Annotated in this window: 13 protein-coding genes; 6 read left to right on the top strand and 7 right to left on the bottom strand. The window is 65.7% G+C overall.

The window, feature by feature from the left end; translation table 11 throughout:
- Positions 1 to 2 precede the first annotated feature (2 nt).
- The 3 genes from ACSF9G_RS06180 to ACSF9G_RS06190 are packed head-to-tail and all read right to left on the bottom strand — an operon-like array spanning position 3 to position 2,604.
- Positions 3 to 416 carry a (deoxy)nucleoside triphosphate pyrophosphohydrolase gene (locus ACSF9G_RS06180; RefSeq protein ID WP_436639509.1) on the bottom strand — a complete coding sequence of 138 codons (414 nt, stop codon included), beginning with the start codon at positions 414 to 416 and terminating at the stop codon, positions 3 to 5.
- A 10-nt stretch (positions 417 to 426) separates the two neighbouring features.
- On the bottom strand, positions 427 to 1,668 hold the full coding sequence (gene argJ / locus ACSF9G_RS06185; protein WP_436639511.1) for a bifunctional glutamate N-acetyltransferase/amino-acid acetyltransferase ArgJ: 1,242 nt from the start codon (positions 1,666 to 1,668) through the stop codon (positions 427 to 429).
- Positions 1,669 to 1,692: 24 nt separating this feature from the next.
- Positions 1,693 to 2,604 (bottom strand): peptidylprolyl isomerase, encoded by a 912-nt coding sequence (locus ACSF9G_RS06190; RefSeq protein WP_436639513.1) that lies wholly within the window; start codon positions 2,602 to 2,604, stop codon positions 1,693 to 1,695.
- Positions 2,605 to 2,973: 369 nt separating this feature from the next.
- On the opposite strand from ACSF9G_RS06190, the gene secA reads away from it, so the two are divergent.
- The 3 genes from secA (at position 2,974) to ACSF9G_RS06205 (ending at position 8,594) form a co-directional block, all read left to right on the top strand.
- On the top strand, positions 2,974 to 5,796 hold the full coding sequence (gene secA, locus ACSF9G_RS06195; protein WP_436639515.1) for a preprotein translocase subunit SecA: 2,823 nt from the start codon (positions 2,974 to 2,976) through the stop codon (positions 5,794 to 5,796).
- A gap of 68 nt (positions 5,797 to 5,864) precedes the next feature.
- A complete protein-coding gene (locus ACSF9G_RS06200; protein ID WP_436639517.1) occupies positions 5,865 to 6,746 on the top strand; it encodes a lipid kinase in 882 nt (293 codons plus the stop codon).
- A 72-nt stretch (positions 6,747 to 6,818) separates the two neighbouring features.
- Positions 6,819 to 8,594, top strand: a complete 1,776-nt coding sequence (locus ACSF9G_RS06205) for an SLC13 family permease (RefSeq protein ID WP_436639519.1) — start codon at positions 6,819 to 6,821, stop codon at positions 8,592 to 8,594.
- Between the two features lie 115 nt (positions 8,595 to 8,709).
- Here the strand turns inward: ACSF9G_RS06205 and ACSF9G_RS06210 are convergent, their stop codons facing one another.
- From ACSF9G_RS06210 to ACSF9G_RS06225, 4 genes are all read right to left on the bottom strand, one after another.
- Positions 8,710 to 10,137, bottom strand: a complete 1,428-nt coding sequence (locus ACSF9G_RS06210) for a L,D-transpeptidase family protein (protein ID WP_436639521.1) — start codon at positions 10,135 to 10,137, stop codon at positions 8,710 to 8,712.
- Positions 10,138 to 10,316: 179 nt separating this feature from the next.
- On the bottom strand, positions 10,317 to 11,270 hold the full coding sequence (locus tag ACSF9G_RS06215; protein WP_436639523.1) for an acetyl-CoA carboxylase carboxyltransferase subunit alpha: 954 nt from the start codon (positions 11,268 to 11,270) through the stop codon (positions 10,317 to 10,319).
- A 91-nt stretch (positions 11,271 to 11,361) separates the two neighbouring features.
- The gene (locus tag ACSF9G_RS06220) at positions 11,362 to 12,345 is read right to left on the bottom strand and encodes a site-specific tyrosine recombinase XerD (RefSeq protein ID WP_436639525.1); all 984 of its coding nucleotides are present in this window, start codon (positions 12,343 to 12,345) and stop codon (positions 11,362 to 11,364) included.
- 10 nt (positions 12,346 to 12,355) lie between these two features.
- Complete coding sequence (locus ACSF9G_RS06225; protein WP_261615046.1) at positions 12,356 to 12,499, bottom strand: histidine kinase; 144 nt, start codon at positions 12,497 to 12,499, stop codon at positions 12,356 to 12,358.
- 175 nt (positions 12,500 to 12,674) lie between these two features.
- On the opposite strand from ACSF9G_RS06225, the gene ACSF9G_RS06230 reads away from it, so the two are divergent.
- The 3 genes from ACSF9G_RS06230 to ACSF9G_RS06240 are packed head-to-tail and all read left to right on the top strand — an operon-like array spanning position 12,675 to position 15,837.
- Complete coding sequence (locus ACSF9G_RS06230) at positions 12,675 to 13,370, top strand: shikimate kinase (protein ID WP_436639527.1); 696 nt, start codon at positions 12,675 to 12,677, stop codon at positions 13,368 to 13,370.
- Complete coding sequence (gene aroB / locus ACSF9G_RS06235; protein WP_436639529.1) at positions 13,367 to 14,512, top strand: 3-dehydroquinate synthase; 1,146 nt, start codon at positions 13,367 to 13,369, stop codon at positions 14,510 to 14,512. The genes ACSF9G_RS06230 and aroB overlap by 4 nt, the downstream gene beginning before the upstream one ends.
- Positions 14,509 to 15,837, top strand: coding sequence for an HlyC/CorC family transporter (locus ACSF9G_RS06240; protein WP_436639531.1), 1,329 nt, complete (start codon positions 14,509 to 14,511; stop codon positions 15,835 to 15,837). The genes aroB and ACSF9G_RS06240 overlap by 4 nt, the downstream gene beginning before the upstream one ends.
- Position 15,838: the final 1 nt, after the last annotated feature.

Consider the following 15,838-nt stretch of genomic DNA (forward strand, 5'->3'; position numbering starts at 1 on the left):
ACCTACAGAAGATCGCGTAGCATCGGCACCAGAGGCAGGTCCGCGGGCGGCATCGGATAGTCGCCGAGGCGCAGAGGCCGCACCCAGGCGAGTTCCTGGCCTTCCAGGGGCCGGACATCGCCCTTCCAGCGCCGGCAAACGAAAAGTGGCATCAAAAGATGAAAGCTTTCGTAACCGTGGCTCGCAAAGGTCAGGGGGGCGAGGCAGGAGTCGTGAACCGTGATTCCGAGCTCTTCCTCGAGTTCACGCGTGAGCGCGTCCTCAGGCGTTTCGCCTGGCTCGACCTTGCCGCCGGGGAATTCCCATAGTCCTTCCATGGGCTTACCCGTCGGCCGTCGGGCGATCAGCACCCGCCCGTCGACATCGACCAAGGCGACGGCAGCGACCAGAACGAGCGGGCGCCCGGCTGTCGGCATGGTAAACTCGTCAGCTCCGGTAATCGGCGTTGACCGCGATATATCCGTGAGTGAGGTCGCAGGTCCAAACCCGCGCCTTGCCGTCGCCGATCCCCAGATCGACACGGATCACGATCTCCGGGGTCTTCATGTAGGCCGACACGGTCTTTTCGCTGTACTCGGGGTCTCGCTCCCCGTCGACGGCCACCCGGATATCTCCGAACCATATCGCCAGCCGGTCCCGCTCGGCCGGCTCGCCCGCCTTGCCGACCGCCATCACGACGCGGCCCCAATTGGCGTCCTCGCCGGCGACCGCGGTCTTGACCAGCGGCGAATTGGCGATCGCCATGGCGATCCGCTTCGCCGACTTCTTCGATTTCGCGCCATCGACCTCGACAGTGACGAACTTCGTTGCGCCCTCCCCGTCACGCGCGATCATACGGGCGAGCTCGCCCATCACCGAGCCGAGCGCCTTGCGGAAGGCTTTCAGCCGCCTGTCCTTGGCATCGTCGATACGCGGCGCGCCGCGCTCGGCGGCCTTGCCGGTGGCGAACAGCAGCACCGTATCGCTGGTCGAGGTGTCGCCATCGACGGTGACGGCGTTGAAGCTGTCGCGGGTCAGGCGTTTCAGCAGCTTTTGCAGCGCCGGCGCGGCGATCGGCGCGTCGGTGACGATGAAGCCAAGCATGGTCGCCATGTCGGGCGCGATCATGCCCGCACCCTTGGCGATGCCGCAGATCGTTACCTCCGTGCCGTCGATGTCGACCCTTGCGGTGGCTCGCTTGGGGAACGTGTCGGTGGTCATGATGGCGCTGGCCGCGTCGGCGAAGCCATCCGGCTTCGCCTGCTTCGCAAGCCCGCCCAGCACCGTCTCGAACGGCGCCGGATCGAGTGGCTCGCCGATCACGCCGGTCGATGCCAGAAACACCTCCGCGACCTTGCAGCCGACCGCTTCGGCGGCGACCTTCGCCGTCGTGGCGACCGCATCCCGCCCCTTCATCCCGGTGAAGGCGTTGGCATTGCCGGAATTGACGACCAACGCCCGTGCCTCTCCGCCCGACAGCTTGTCCCGGCACCATTCGACAGGAGCGGACGGGCATTTCGAACGGGTTAGAACGCCGGCGACCGTGGTGCCCGGATCGAACACCATCAACAGCACGTCCTTGCGCCCCTTGTACTTGATGCCGGCTTCGGCGACCGCCATGCGGACGCCGTCGACGGGGGGCAGACTCGGAATTTCGGCCGGCTTCAGCGGCGAGACTTCATGCGCCATGAAACGTCCTCGACCCAGCTCGCGCTATTCCGACGTCTTCTCTTCGGCGGCGGCCGGTTCGCCTTCGCCCGCGTCGTCCGCGTCGTCCGCGGACGGCTGCTCGTCATCGGCCGGCTTGTCGAGGCGCTCGACCGTGCCCTCGTCACGCAAGCCCATGATGATGTCGCGCTGCTTCTGCCGCACCAGCATCTCGTAAAGCTGGTCTTCGACCTCGTCGAAACCCGGCTTGTCGCGCTTTTCCTCGACCTTGATGATGTGCCAGCCGAAATCCGACTTCACCGGTTCGGATACATCGCCGACATCGAGGGCGAAGGCGGCCTCGGCGAATTCAGGAACCATCTGTTCCTTGGTGAACCAGCCGAGGTCCCCGCCCTCGGCCCCGGAGCCGGGATCTTTCGACTTTTCCTTGGCGATATCGGCAAAATCCTTGCCCGCATCGAGCTCCGCCTTGATTTCCTTGGCCTCATCCTCGGTCTCGACCAGGATATGGCGGGCGCGCACGCGATCCTCGGGTGGAATGTCGGCGATCACCTGATCGTAGAGCTTCTGCGCCTCCTCAGGCGTGGCAACCTTCTCGGCTTCGCGGCTGAGGTAGATTTCCATCAACGCCCGTTTGACCAGATAGTCGATGCGCAGCTTGACCTCGTCCTCGTCGGCGAGCCCCGCTTCGCGGGCGGCCCCGGAGACGAGCTCCAGGTCCGTCAAATAGTTCACCAGATAGTCGCGACGCTGGGCCTTGGACATCTGCGGCATGGACTCGCGGATGTCTTCAAGGGCCATTTTCAGGTCGTCTTTGGTGATGTCCTTGCCGTTGACGCGAGCAACGACGTCTGTTTCCTGCGCCGAAAGGGGCATTGGAAGCGTCATCGCCAGTCCGGCGGCGAGCGTGGCGGCCGCGCACATGCGCGTGAGCGACGAGGGGATCGAAATCGTCATGAGCCGGGTTTTCCGTCTTGCTGGTGTCGGTTTGCCGGGCGCGCATCGCCACGGCTTTTCATCCTCAAGATCGCCGCCGCGCCGGCCGCCCCGATGGGCGGCGCGCGCGACCATTTGGATGCGGGCGCCAAGCTTGCTCAAACCGGCCGCGTTGACAAGGAGAAATCCGACTCTTATCTCACCGCACGTTGTCCTCTCGGCCACAAATGCGCCCGACCCTTGATGGTACGGTCGCAATTCTGGGGTCGAGTCCGGCCCACCCGACCGGCCCCCGCTGGACCGGCCATGTTTCGACCGACCGCCCCAGTGGCGATCACATTCCCAAAAGGCGCCAACCGTTCGAGGCGAGGCGCCGGAGAGACGGCACTCATGATCGGCCTCGGCAATTTCGCCAGCAAATTTTTCGGCTCCGCCAATGACCGGAAGGTCAAGTCCTACCAATCCCGCGTAGACACGATCAACGCACTCGAACCGGAGATCGAGAAGCTCTCCGACGAGGAACTGCGCGCCCGCACCGCCGCTTTCCGCGAACAGCTTGCCAACGGCGCCTCCGTTGATGACCTGCTCGAACCCGCCTTCGCCACCGTCCGGGAGGCGGCCAAGCGCACGCTCGGACAGCGCCATTTCGATGTGCAGTTGATCGGCGGCATGGTCCTGCACGAGGGTAATATCGCCGAGATGAAGACCGGTGAGGGCAAGACCCTTGTCGCCACTCTGCCGGTCTACCTGAATGCGCTAAGCGAGCGTGGCGTCCATGTGGTCACCGTCAACGATTACCTCGCCAGCCGCGACGCGGAGTGGATGGGGCAGATCTACCGTTTCCTCGGCCTGACCGTGGGCTGCATCGTCCACGGTCTCGACGACGAGGAACGCCTTCGCCAGTACGCCTGCGACGTCACCTACGGCACCAACAACGAGCTCGGCTTCGACTATCTGCGCGACAACATGAAGTACGAGCTGAACCAGATGGTCCAGCGCGGACATCATTTCGCGATCGTCGATGAGGTCGACTCGATCCTGATCGACGAGGCGCGCACGCCGCTGATCATTTCCGGCGCCGTCGAGGACCGCTCCGATCTCTACAGCCAGATCGACACGCTGATCCCCTCGCTGTCGCCCGAGCATTTCGAGGTCGACGAGAAACAGCGCTCCGCCACTCTCACCGAGGTCGGCACCGAGTTCATCGAGGAGAAGCTGAAGGAAGTGGGCCTGCTGAAGGAAGGCTCGCTCTACGACGTCGAGAACGTCACGCTGGTCCATCACGTCAACCAGGCGGTCCGCGCCCACAAGCTGTTCCAGCGCGACAAGGACTACATCGTCAAGAATCGTCAGGTGGTCATCATCGATGAGTTCACCGGCCGCATGATGGAAGGCCGGCGCTATTCGGAAGGCCTGCACCAGGCGCTCGAGGCCAAGGAGCACGTGCAGATCCAGCCCGAGAACGTCACGCTGGCCTCGATCACCTTCCAGAACTATTTCCGCCTCTACGGGAAGCTTGCCGGCATGACCGGCACCGCGGCGACCGAGGCCGACGAGTTCATGGACATCTACGGTCTCGAGGTCATCGAGATCCCGACCAACGTGTCCGTCGCCCGCATCGACGACGACGACGAGGTCTACCGTACGGCCAAGGAAAAATACGACGCCATCCTCGAGCTGATCGCCGATTGCAAGAAACGCGGTCAGCCGGTCCTCGTCGGCACCACCTCGATCGAGCGTTCCGAGCAGCTCGCCGAAGTATTGAAGGCCAACGGCTACCGCCAGAAGGACTTTACCGATCCGGACGCCTTCAAGCCGCTTTATGATGGCGACCAGGGCACGACGCAGGAAAAGGTCTTCGCCGTCCTCAACGCCCGCTACCACGAGCAGGAAGCCTACATTATCGCCCAGGCCGGCGTGCCCGGCGCCATCACCATCGCCACCAACATGGCCGGCCGCGGCACCGACATCCAGCTCGGCGGCAACGCCGACATGCGCATTCGCCACGAGCTGGAAGGCATCGAAGACGGCCCCGAGCGCGACGCCGCCATCAAGCGGATCCACGACGAGATCGAGGCGCTGAAGACGAAGGCCAAAGATGCCGGCGGTCTTTTCGTGCTCGCAACCGAGCGCCACGAAAGCCGGCGCATCGACAACCAGCTCCGCGGCCGTTCCGGCCGCCAGGGCGACCCGGGCCACTCCAAGTTCTTCCTGTCGCTACAGGACGATCTTATGCGCATCTTCGGCTCCGACCGTATGGACGGGATGTTGCAGAAGCTCGGCCTGCAGGAGGGCGAGGCCATCGTCCACCCCTGGATCAACAAGGCACTGGAGAAGGCGCAGTCGAAGGTCGAGGCCCGCAACTTCGACATCCGCAAGAACCTGCTGAAGTTCGACAACGTGATGAACGATCAGCGCAAGGTGATCTTCGAGCAGCGCATCGAGATGATGTCCGGCGAGGACATCGCCGAGACCGTCGCCGACATGCGCCATCAGGTCGTCGAGGAACTGGTCGCCAAGCACATCCCGCCGAAGGCCTATGCCGAGCAGTGGGACACCGCGGGCCTCAAGGCGAAGGTGCAGGAGGTGCTCAACCTCGACCAACCCGTCGACGAATGGGCCAAGGAAGAGGGCATCGCCGACGAGGAGATCACCGAGCGGCTGATCAAGGCCGCCGACGAGCGCTTTGCCCGAAAGGTCGCCGACTTCTCGCCGACCGTCATGCGCCAGATCGAGAAGGCGGTGCTGCTGCAGACGCTCGACCACCTTTGGCGCGAGCATCTGGTCACGCTCGACCACCTGCGCCAAGTGATCGGCTTCCGCGGCTATGCCCAGCGCGATCCGCTCAACGAATACAAGACCGAGGCTTTCGAGCTGTTCGAGTCGATGATCGACCGCCTGCGCGAGGCGGTCACCAGCCAGCTGATGCGCGTCGAGCTCGTCCGCGAGGCGCCCGAGCCCGAACCGCTTCCCGTCATGGAGGCCCATCACCTCGATCCGGCCACCGGCGAGGACGAGATGGCGCTGGCGGATGCCGAATACGCCTATTCGCACGGCGGGGCCGCGCTCTCCCCGGCACCGTCCGGGTCCGCCGCCCGCAAGCCCGAGCGCGATGCCTCCGATCCCGCGACCTGGGGCAAGGTCGGCCGCAACGAGCCCTGCCCCTGCGGTTCCGGCAAGAAATACAAGCACTGCCACGGTCGGCTGGCTTAGGTCTCGCGGAACCCGCGGCGGTCCGTTGGCGTTTCCGGTAGCGTGGGAACAGTCGGACGGGCCGCGCCATGCCTAATCGCCTGCTGATCGTCGCCAACCCCGGCGCATCCCGCGCCGATGTCGCCCTCGGTCCGGCGGTCGGGACACTGGCAGCCGCCGGGTTCGATCTCGACCTGCGCCAGCCCGACGATGCAAACGACATTCCGGCCCTGATCGAACGGGAAGCGGCATCCTGCGACGCAATCGTCGTCGCCGGCGGCGACGGCACGGTCAACGCCGCCGCCGACGCCCTCATCCACGCCGGCAAACCTGTCGGCCTGCTGCCCGTCGGCACCGCCAACGACCTCTCCCTGACCCTCGGCATTCCCGCCGACCCGCAAGCCGCCGCCGACGTCATCATCGCCGGCCACAGCCGGGATATCGATGTCGGTCGCGTCAACGCAAAGCCGTTCCTGAACGTCGCCTCGATCGGTCTGTCGGTCGATATCGCCCGGCGCCAGGATACCGGACGCAAGCAGCAATGGCGGGCTTTCAGCTACCTCCTGACGACCATCGAGGTGCTCGGCGAGGCGAATCGGTTCCGCGCTGAGATCGAATGCGACGACGAGTCCGTCGTGGTCGACACCTACCAGATCGCCGTCGGCAACGGCGTCTTCTACGGCGGCGGCATGCGCATCGCCGAGGATGCGGCGATCGACGACGGTCTGCTCGACGTCTACGCGATCAAGGCGGCGGCGATCCTGGAACTGCTGGCCCTTGCGCCCGCACTCAGGGCCGGCAGGCACCTCGAGCGCGACGATGTTGTCTCTCTGCGCGGGGCGCGGGTGCGCATCGCCAGCACGCAGCCCCTGCCCATCAACACCGACGGCGAGGTGACCGCCAAGACACCGGCCGAATTCAGCGTCGATCGCAGCGCGCTGACGATTTTCTCCCCGGCATTGGATCCGTAAGGGGGTCGCGGGAACGGTTCGGTGCCGTTACACATTGAGTCACGCAAGACCCGCACGCTACCCAGGCTTTTGATGACTTTCGACCAGACATTCCTGTTCGCCCTGTTCGCCGCCGTTTTCGCGCTGATGCTATGGGGCCGGTTCCGCTACGACGTCATCGCGTTTTCCGCGCTGTTGATCGGCATAGTCGTCGGCGTCGTGTCCAAGGAGGCCGCCTTCAGCGGCTTCGGCCACCCGGCGACCATCATCGTCGCCCTGGTGCTGGTCGTCTCGCGCGGACTGGTCAACTCCGGCGCCATCGAGATCGTCATGCGCCTCATCGCCAATGGCGGCAAAAGCGTCGGCAGCCACATCGTCAAGCTTGCCGGGATCGGCGCGGCCCTGTCGGCCTTCATGAATAATGTCGCCGCGCTCGCGCTGCTGATGCCGGTGGACATCCAGGCCGCCGCAAAGGCCGGCCGCAGCCCGGCGATCACCCTGATGCCGCTGTCGTTCGCCACGATCCTCGGCGGCCTCGTCACCCTGATCGGCACGCCGCCCAACATCATCATCGCATCGTTCCGCGAGCGCACGCTCGGCGAGAGCTATCACATGTTCGATTTCGCGCCGGTCGGGCTGGCCTGCGCCGTTGTCGGCGTCGCCTTCGTCGCCACCATCGGCTGGCGCCTGATCCCGAAATCGGCGACCGAGCGCAATACCGGAGCGGAATTGCGCGACATTCACGGCTATATCGCCGAGTTGGTCGTCAGCGAAAAGTCGACTGCCGTCGGCCAGAAGGTCTCGGATCTGGACGAGATCGCCGAGGAGCACGAGGTCACCGTCGTGGGTCTTGTCCGGCACGGCAACCGCCTGCCCGGAGGGGCCCGGCGCGAAGAGATCCATTCCGGCGACATTCTCGTGGTCGACGCCACGCCCAACGCGATCGACGCCTTCGTCGGCGCCCTCAAGCTCGGTTTCATCGGCGAGGAGAAGCATCGCCAGGCGGCCGGATCCGACCTGGAGGTGATGGAGGTCGTGGTGCCGCAGGATGCCCGCATCGTCGGCCGCTCCTCCGACGACGTGCGCCTGCTGAGCCGATACGGCGTCACCCTGCTCGGCATCTCGCGACGGGGCAAGCGCTTCCGCGAACGGGTACGGCGGCTGCCCATCGAGGCCGGCGACATCCTGCTGTTTCTCGGCCCCGTCGACCGCATCGAGGACGCGTCGATGCGCATTGGCGCCCTGCCGCTCGCCAAACGCGGCCTTCAGGTAACGCAACACGGTCGTGCCTGGCTCGCCGCCGGCATTTTCGGCCTGGCCGTCGCCGCGGCCAGCTTTGGCATCGTCTATCTGCCCGTCGCGCTCGCCGCCGTGGTGGTGGTCTACGTGATCACCGACATCATTCCCCTGCGCGAGGTCTACGACGGCATCGAGTGGCCGGTGGTGGTCCTGCTCGGCTCGATGATTCCGCTAGGCGTAGCGCTGGAGAATTCGGGCGGCACGCAGCTCATCGCCCACAGCCTGGTGACGATCGCCGCGGGCACGCCGCCCTGGGTCGTTCTCACCCTGTTGATGGTGGTTACGATGACGCTGTCGGACGTCCTCAACAACACCGCCACGGCCGTCATCGCCGCCCCGGTCGCCGTGGAAATCGCCGACAGCCTGGGGACCAGCCCCGATCCCTTCCTGATGGCGGTCGCGGTCGCCGCGTCCTGCGCATTCCTCACGCCGATCGGCCACAAGAACAATACGCTGATCCTCGGGCCGGGCGGTTATGCCTTCGGCGACTACTGGCGCATGGGCCTGCCGCTGGAGATAATCGTCATCGCCGTAGCGATCCCGGCGATCATGATCTTCTGGCCGTTCTGAGAGCCCGGTTCTGAGGGCCCGGCTCTGAGTGCCCGGCTCTGAGTGCCCGGCGGCAAAAAAGAAAAACGCCCGGGCGACCCCGGGCGTCCTCGCTGAACCGTTAAAACCGGCGCCCTTAGCGGAGCGGAGCCTTCGCCCGCTCGTGCAGTGCCAGATCGGCCGGCACCGATACGCCGTCGACCTCCTCGAAATAATCGAACACGACGAACGGGTTCTCGTTGACGAGGATCGGCACGAATGCCGTCGCCGGCGTCAGGCGCGGCAAGCCGTCCTCGAGCCCGCTATCGATCGATGCGCTCTTGTCGTCCGGCGTCTTCGCCGGCGTCGGCACGGTGCCCGTAGTGATGGGATCTGCGTCCGCATCCGGTTCGGTAGCCGCCTCGTTGCCCTTGACGTTGCCGAGGGTGCGCAACCCGCCGGTGATCCCCACCAGCTTGCCCCAGACGCCCGAGAAAGCGGTTGCGACGGAGGAACCGTCACCGGCGTCGGCGCCAACGGTCGCCGGGTTCCCGGTCAAGGCGAAATCGGACTCGGCCGGTTTCGTCTCGGCGGACGTCTCGGACTCGGCGACCTGCTTGCCGAGCACCTTGTCGGCCTGGGCGTCGGAGGCGTTCGCCGCATCGCCCTGCTCCTCGATCGAAGCGGTCATGATGACATTGGAGCGCGACTGCTGCTGCTGCTGCTCCTGCATCTTGATCTCGGCGAGCGCCACCTGGAAGGCGGTCTCGTCGCGCATCTTCTTGGCGGCGACGGCGACTTCGATTTCATCGGGCACGTCGAGCTGCGGGCAGCGCGCATTGGCGATGAGCTTCTGGTTCGGATTGGCCGGCTTGGCGTTGAACACGTAGTCGCGTCCGCAGACACCGACCTTCGGCGGCACGCCCGCCACCTCGAAATGGTCGCTGCCTTCCTTGAGCGACTTCCAGAACGACATGTTCGGATTGCCGGCATGACGCGCCATGTTGGCCGGCGTCATGCGGAACGGATAGGCCTGCACTTGGAATTCCCGCTGGCCGCCCCGGAAGGAATCGCGGGCGAGCGCGTAGACCTCTGCGATCGTCTCGTCGGTCATCGCATAGCAGCCTGCCGACGAGCAGGCCCCGTGTACCATCAGGTACTTGCCGGTACGCCCCAACGCCTGGTCATAGGCATTGGGAAAACCGATGTTGAACGACAGATAATAGCTGGAATTCGGGTTCATCTGCCCCGGCGCGACGGTATAGAAGCCCTCCGGCGCCTGGCGGTCGCCTTCCTTGATCTTCGGACCGAGCTCGCCGGACCACTTGCAGATTTCGTAGGTTTTGAACAGCGCGAAGCGGCCGTCCTTGCCGGGCTTCCAGACCTCGAGCGTGCTTTCTTCCTTGAAGATTCGCACGACGATCGGGTCTTCCTTGCGCATGCCCTTGTCTTCGAGCTCTTGCAAGGTGGCGTAGCTGAGCGGCTGCAAATGCTTTGCGCCGCCCATCTGCTCATCCATACAGCCGCCGACGGCCAGGAGCGAAAGGGTAACGAGCGCTATGCGGGATTGGCGAAGCGTGATCATGTGGTGGTCCGAAAATCCGTACACAGAGACTACCGTACCGCTCAATTTGGGCCGATAGCGTTAAGACTTCGTTTACCGCCTGAACCGACGGCAACGATTTTGCGCCGACGGACCCGGCTATCGCAACCGTAATTTAGCGGCAAAACGATGGCAGCGCATCGATCGCGGACCGGCTGTGGTTAAAGCGAACGGCCCATCGCGATGAACTTTTCGCGACGTCTACGCCGAATTTCGTCGGAATCGAGCCCAGCGAAGTCCTTCAAGGCGGATTCGATGGCCCGACCAGCTGATTCGATAGCCTCTTCGGGCTGACGATGCGCTCCCCCGACGGGCTCGGAAATTATCGTGTCGATAATCTTGAAACGCTTCAGATCCGTCGCCGTGACCTTCATCGCCGTCGCCGCATCGGCCGCGCGCGAAGAATCCCGCCACAGAATCGAGGCCGAAGCCTCCGGCGAAGCCACCGTGTAGATCGAGTGCTCCAGCATCAGCACCTGGTTGGTCACGGCGATCGCCACCGCACCGCCGGAACCGCCCTCGCCGATGACAACCGAGACGTTCGGCGTACCGAGCGTGAGGCAGGAGTCGATGCCGCGCGCGATCGCCTCCGCCTGGCCGCGCTCTTCGGCGCCAACGCCGGGATAGGCACCGGCTGTATCGATGAAGGCGATCACCGGAACGTCGAAACGGTCGGCCATCTCCATCAGCCGCACCGCCTTGCGATAGCCTTCGGGCCGCGCCATGCCGAAATTGTGCTTCAGCCTGCTCTCGGTGTCCGAGCCCTTCTCGTGCCCCATCACCATCACCGATTGGCCGCGGAAGCGTCCGAGACCGCCGATAAGCGCTTCGTCCTCGCCATACTGGCGATCGCCGGCCAGCGGCGTGAAATCTTCAATCAGCCGCCCGATATAGTCGAGCGTATGCGGCCGCCCGGGATGGCGAGCGACCTGGGTCTTCTGCCAGGGCGTCAGCTTGCCGTAAATCTCGCGCAGCGCCTGATCTGCCTTCGTCTGCAGACGGGCGATCTCGTCGGCGATGCCGACGCCGCCCTCGCCTTCCTCTATGGCGCGCAGCTCGGCAAGCTTGCCTTCCAGGTCGGCGACCGGTTTCTCGAAATCCAGATAGACTTTCATGGGTTCTCTTTACCTGCCCTTCGGGGCCGACGGAAACTGGCTTTCCGCGTATGCCGTGTCAAGCGTGTGCCTGCCGCACCCAACCGACCTGTCAACGCGCCCGGCTACCCCGATCGGCCAGCGGATGATGGTCCGACATCACGCGTTTCAGTCGTTCTTCAAGAACATGGGTATAGATTTGCGTCGTCGAGATGTCGGCGTGACCGAGAAGTTGCTGCACGACGCGGAGATCGGCGCCGTTTTCCAGCAGGTGGCTGGCGAAGGCGTGGCGCAGGACGTGCGGCGAAACCTTCGCCGACGGCAAGCCGGCACGCGCCGCCAGCCCCTTGAGATCGCGCCCGAAGGCCTGCCGCGTCAGGTGGCCAGTGTCGGAATCGGCGGGAAACAGCCAGCGCCCGGTCAATCCGGCATCCCTTTTCGCCGCGTCCCAGTCCGCAAGCGCCTCGCGCGCGGCGTCCGTCAGCGGTACCAGCCGCTCGCGCCCACCCTTGCCGATCACCGCCAGCACCGGCCGATCGCCGCGCCCCGCCGAGGCCGGCAGCGCCGTCAGTTCTGAAACGCGCAGGCCCGTCGCGTAGAGCACCTCCAGCATACTGCGCATGCGCACCGCGCGCAGCCTTTTGGATTTCGAGGCCTCCCCGTCGCGGGCTTCGCTCGCTGCCTGCTCGAGCAGCGCCGTCACCTGGTCCTGGCTCAGGATCTTCGGCAGCGGCCGGCCGCGCTTCGGGCTGTCGAGCGTGCGGGTCGGATCGTCCTCCCGATGACCGCTCTCGACCAGGAAGCGATAAAACTGGCGCAGCGCCGACAAGCGCCGCTGCTGGGACGTGGCGGCGAAGCCGCGCGCCTCCAGATCCGCGATATAGGCACGCACGAGCCGGTCATCGGCCGCATCGACCCGCGCGCGGCGTTCGCCGGCGAAACCGGCGAAGTCCTCCAGGTCCCGGCGATAGGCGTCGAGGGTGTTCTGCGAGGCGAGCCGCTCGGCGGCGATCATTTCCAGAAAAGCTTCGACGACAGCGCCAGAGCCGGCGCCAGAATTTGCGCGGGAGCGATCCGAAGGGCGGGCCACGGTCATCGCCGGCCCTTTAGGGCTGCAACCGGTCGGCGGGAACCCGCACCGAAATCTCGCGCGGCTCGGGATCGACGAACGTGACCAGCGCGAACATCGTCGCGTAGACAATCCCGACAAGGAAGCCGATCGTCACCAGAAAACGAAAAAGACTCGGCACCCCGCAAATCTCCCGTCCGCCCGTGCGCGCCTCCTCGGGAGGAGCGCGACGCTTGTATCGAAGCCGGTCGGCGACTAGTGAAAGTAGTCCATCAGGCCCGCCAGCCGCCGATATAGGATAATTTGGCGTCTGATGCCACCAACACGGGTTTCGAAAGGACGCCGGAAAGCGACCGATGCCGTCGACACGCAACAGTCCCCGCAACGCGCGCAGGAAAGCCCAACGGGGCCGGTTTCCGGAGCCGACGGAGATCCGTGCCCGGCTCGGCGACCGCTCCGCGGTGCTGATCGGTATGATGGGCGCGGGCAAGTCCTCGGTCGGCCGACGGCTGGCCGCGCGTCTCGGCCTGCCCTTCATCGACGCCGATACCGAGATCGAAGCGGCGGCCGGCTGTTCGATCTCCGAGATCTTCGAGCAGCACGGAGAAGCCTATTTTCGCGACGGCGAGCGCAAGGTGATTGCCAGGCTGCTGGAGGACGGCCCGCAGGTGCTGGCGACCGGCGGTGGCGCCTGGATGAACGACGCCACGCGCGAGAATATCGCCGCGCACGGCGTCTCGGTCTGGCTCAACGCCGATCTCGACGTACTTCTGCGGCGGGTCAAGCGGCGCGGCAACCGGCCGCTGCTGAAGGTCGAGGACATCGACAGCACCCTGCGCAGGCTCGTGGGGGAGCGCTATCCCGTCTACGCGCTCGCCGACGCGACGGTGCACTCGCGCGACGTGCCGCACGACGTCGTCGTCAACGAGATCCTGGCCGCGCTCGACCAATGCCTTCCCCCCGCCGCAGACGAGTCCGCGAACGACGAGACCGCGATCGACGAGACCGCGAGCGGAGAGACGACCGGTGACGAAACGAGGATGACGTCATGACCGCCGAAACCAGAACCGTGCCTTCCGGCGAGACCGTGCGCGTCGATCTCGGCGAGCGCGCCTACGACATCGTCATTGCCCCGAACGCCCTGTCCGGTCTCGGCGGCCTCATCGCGGCGCTGGCGCCCGGCGCAAGGGTGGCCGTCGTCAGCGACGAGACCGTCGAGAAGCTGCACGGGCCGGCACTGCGCGCCGCGCTGTCGGGCCGGGTCGAGATCGCCGCGACCATAACCGTGCCACCTGGCGAATCGTCCAAGTGCTTCGCCGAACTGGAGCGCGTCGTCGGGGCGCTGCTCGATGCGCGGGTCGAGCGCGGCGATCTTGTCGTCGCCTTCGGCGGCGGCGTCGTCGGCGATCTCGCCGGCTTCGCGGCGGCGGTCCTGAGGCGCGGCGTGCGCTACGTGCAGGTGCCAACCTCCCTGCTGGCCCAGGTCGATTCCTCCGTCGGCGGCAAGACCGGCATCGATACCGTCCACGGCAAGAACCTGGTCGGCGCCTTCCATCAACCGGCCCTCGTGGTTGCCGATACGGCGCTGCTCGATACGTTGAGCCCGCGCGAATTCCGCGCCGGCTACGCCGAGGTCGCTAAATACGGCCTGATCGACGATCCCGCCTTCTTCGCCTGGCTCGAGGGGAGCTGGCGCGAGGTCTTCGCCGGCGGCCCGGCGCGCATCCGGGCGATCGCCACGAGCTGCCGTTCCAAGGCCCGCGTGGTGGCAGCCGACGAGCGCGAGGCCGGCCAGCGCGCGCTGCTCAATCTCGGCCACACCTTCGGCCACGCCTTCGAGGCGGACGCCGGCTTTACCGGACGGCTCATCCATGGCGAGGCGGTGGCGATCGGCATGGTGCTCGCATTCGGCTTTTCGGCGAAGCTCGGCCTGTGCGATCCCGCCGACGAGGATCGCGTCGTCCGCCATCTGGCGGCCGTTGGATTGCCGACCAGGCCATCCCATATTGAGGGCGGACTCCCCTCGGCCGACCGGCTCCTCGACCTGATCCGTCAGGACAAGAAGGTCGAACGCGGCAACCTGACGTTCGTCCTGGTCGCGGGTATCGGCAAGGCGTTCGTCAGGAAGGACGTGCCGGAGACGGCGGTGCGGGAGTTCCTTCTCGAACGACTGGATTCCAGACTCAAATCATGACCCTCGCGATTGCCATCATCATCGGCGCCATTGTCGGCCTGATCATCTCATCGGGCTTCTTCTCGGGGTCGGAGACCGCATTGACGGCCGCGTCCCGCGCGCGCATGCACCAGATTGAGAAGTCCGGCGACCGGCGCGCCCGCACCGTCAACCAACTGCTCGAGACCCGCGAGCGCCTGATCGGCGCGCTGCTGCTCGGCAACAACCTCGTCAACATCCTGGCCTCGGCGATGGCCACGAGCGTCGCCATCCAGCTGTTCGGCGACGCCGGCGTTGTCTACGCCACCATCGTCATGACTGCGCTGGTCGTCGTCTTCGCGGAGGTGCTGCCGAAGACCTACGCCATTCTCCATCCCGACCGCGTCGCGCTGTTCGTGTCGCCGGGGGTGCGCATTCTCGTCTGGGTATTCGGCCCGATCACCATGGCAATCGAATACCTGGTGCGCGGCATCATGCGCGCCTTCGGCAGCAACATCGCCGATACGCAGCCGCTGCTGTCGGCGCACGAGGAACTGCGCGGCGCCATCGACCTGCACCACCGCGAAGGCGCGGTGATCGCCGAGGACCGCTACATGCTCGGCGGCATTCTCGACCTGCGCGACCTCGAGGTCTCCGACGTCATGGTCCACCGCACCGAGATGCGCATGCTGAACGGCGACGAACCGCCGGAGAAGATCGTCCAGGAGGTGCTGGCGAGCCCGCACACGCGCATGCCGATGTGGAAGGGCGAGCCTGAGAACATCGTCGGCGTGCTTCATGCCAAGGACCTGCTGCGCGCCCTCGCCGCCGAGAATGCCGACGCCAGCAAGATCGATATCGACGCGATCCTGAACCCGCCCTGGTTCGTGCCCGACGTCACCACGCTGCAGGACCAGCTCAACGCCTTCCTCAAGCGCAAGGCGCATTTCGCGCTCGTCGTCGACGAGTACGGCGAGGTGATGGGCCTGGTCACGCTTGAGGACATCCTCGAAGAGATCGTCGGCGACATCGCCGACGAGCACGATATCGTGGTCGAAGGCGTGCGCCCGCAGCCGGACGGCTCGGTCGCCGTCGACGGTTCGGTGCCGATCCGCGACCTGAACCGGGCGATGGACTGGGACCTGCCCGACGACGAGGCGACGACGATCGCCGGCCTCGTCATTCACGAGGCGCGCCAGATCCCCGAGCCAAGCCAGGCCTTCACGTTCCACGGCTTCCGCTTTCAGGTGCTGCGCAAGACCGGCAACCGCCTGACCAAGCTCCGGATCACGCCGGTCTCCAAGCCGAAGACGTCGCGCCCGGGAAAGCCGCCAAAGGCGGCAGAGGGCGCCAGCGGCCAGGGTTGAA

The sequence above is a fragment of the Microbaculum mangrovi genome (assembly GCF_051390635.1).
Classification (GTDB): Bacteria; Pseudomonadota; Alphaproteobacteria; order Rhizobiales; family Tepidamorphaceae; genus Microbaculum.

Bases quoted from the DNA above. Each gene is read 5' to 3' on its own strand.
- ACSF9G_RS06200 (WP_436639517.1), top strand. From the start codon at position 5,865: ATGCCTAATCGCCTGCTGATCGTCGCCAACCCCGGCGCATCCCGCGCC.
- ACSF9G_RS06230 (WP_436639527.1), top strand. From the start codon at position 12,675: ATGCCGTCGACACGCAACAGTCCCCGCAACGCGCGCAGGAAAGCCCAA.
- ACSF9G_RS06180 (WP_436639509.1), bottom strand. From the start codon at position 416: ATGCCGACAGCCGGGCGCCCGCTCGTTCTGGTCGCTGCCGTCGCCTTG.
- ACSF9G_RS06205 (WP_436639519.1), top strand. From the start codon at position 6,819: ATGACTTTCGACCAGACATTCCTGTTCGCCCTGTTCGCCGCCGTTTTC.
- ACSF9G_RS06190 (WP_436639513.1), bottom strand. From the start codon at position 2,604: ATGACGATTTCGATCCCCTCGTCGCTCACGCGCATGTGCGCGGCCGCC.
- ACSF9G_RS06220 (WP_436639525.1), bottom strand. From the start codon at position 12,345: ATGACCGTGGCCCGCCCTTCGGATCGCTCCCGCGCAAATTCTGGCGCC.
- ACSF9G_RS06210 (WP_436639521.1), bottom strand. From the start codon at position 10,137: ATGATCACGCTTCGCCAATCCCGCATAGCGCTCGTTACCCTTTCGCTC.
- argJ (WP_436639511.1), bottom strand. From the start codon at position 1,668: ATGGCGCATGAAGTCTCGCCGCTGAAGCCGGCCGAAATTCCGAGTCTG.
- ACSF9G_RS06240 (WP_436639531.1), top strand. From the start codon at position 14,509: ATGACCCTCGCGATTGCCATCATCATCGGCGCCATTGTCGGCCTGATC.
- aroB (WP_436639529.1), top strand. From the start codon at position 13,367: ATGACCGCCGAAACCAGAACCGTGCCTTCCGGCGAGACCGTGCGCGTC.
- secA (WP_436639515.1), top strand. From the start codon at position 2,974: ATGATCGGCCTCGGCAATTTCGCCAGCAAATTTTTCGGCTCCGCCAAT.
- ACSF9G_RS06215 (WP_436639523.1), bottom strand. From the start codon at position 11,270: ATGAAAGTCTATCTGGATTTCGAGAAACCGGTCGCCGACCTGGAAGGC.